The 1,192-nt window shown below is 35.7% G+C and carries 1 protein-coding gene; it reads left to right on the forward strand.

What is annotated here, in order from left to right; genetic code table 11:
- A partial coding sequence (locus BVC87_RS22985; protein WP_234974719.1) for a condensation domain-containing protein occupies nt 1–1,192 on the forward strand: 1,192 nt, incomplete at both ends.

Here is a 1,192-nt window from a genome sequence, read left to right on the forward strand (position 1 = left end):
CAAACGTTTGGTCGGATATGTAGTAAGTGAAGGTGATTTTGATAAAGAGGCTGTTCAATTAGAATTAAAGGATAGTTTACCAGAATACATGGTTCCTACGGTTTGGGTTGAGTTAGAAGCGATGCCATTAACCTCAAGTGGGAAGTTAGACAGAAAGGCTTTACCAGAGCCAGATGGTTCATTACTATCAACTAAGGAATATGTAGCACCAAGAAATGAAGTAGAAGCAGATATTGCAAGGATTTGGCAAGAAGTTTTAGGATTAGACAAAGTAGGAGTTTACGATAATTTCTTTGAATTAGGCGGACACAGTTTATTAGTTGTCCAACTAATTTCACGCTTACAGAAGATTAATTTGAACATTGGGGTAAAAGATATTTTCTCAAATGCAACAATTGCTTCAATGAGTGAGAAAATAGGATTATCAGAAGAAATGTATCAAGTTCCAGCCAATGGAATTACAGTAGGTACAGATCGCATTGTTCCCGCAATGGTTCCGTTATTAGATTTTGGACAGGAAGATTTAGATAGTATTGTAGCTAGTATTCCAAGTGGTGTAGGAAACATACAGGATATTTATCCATTATCACCATTACAAGAAGGAATGTATTTCCATTATTTAATGAGTGGGAAAGACCAAGGCGATCCTTATGTATTACCGAATTTACTATCTTTTTCAGATAAGGACAAGCGTTCTCTTTTTGTAGAAGCGTTACAATTTGTAGTGAATCGTCACGATGTATTACGAACTTGTGTAGTAAGCGAAGGATTACCAAGTGCAGTCCAAGTAGTATTGAGAAATGTAGAGCTAGTAGTTGAGGAGTTCTCAGTGGCTAGTAACACTGATATATTATCAGCATTAAAGGAATTAACAATTCCAGGTACCCAAAGGATAGATGTTTCTAAAGCCCCTTTACTAAGTTTACAATCTGCAGATGATGCAGAAAATAATAGTTATTACCTGTTATTATGTGCACATCACTTAACCTTAGATCACGTAGCTTTTGAAAAAATTATAGCAGAGATTACGGCTTATGTTTCAGGAGAAGGAGCAAGTTTACCAGCACCAGTATTATACAGAGAATTTATAGGTCATACTTTACATGCACAAACTGAGAATGATAGTGAAAGCTATTTTTCAGAATTATTAGGAGCAATTGAAGAACCGAGTTATCCTTTCAATCTATCGGAT

Source organism: Tenacibaculum agarivorans, from assembly GCF_001936575.1.
Classification (GTDB): Bacteria; Bacteroidota; Bacteroidia; order Flavobacteriales; family Flavobacteriaceae; genus Polaribacter; species Polaribacter agarivorans.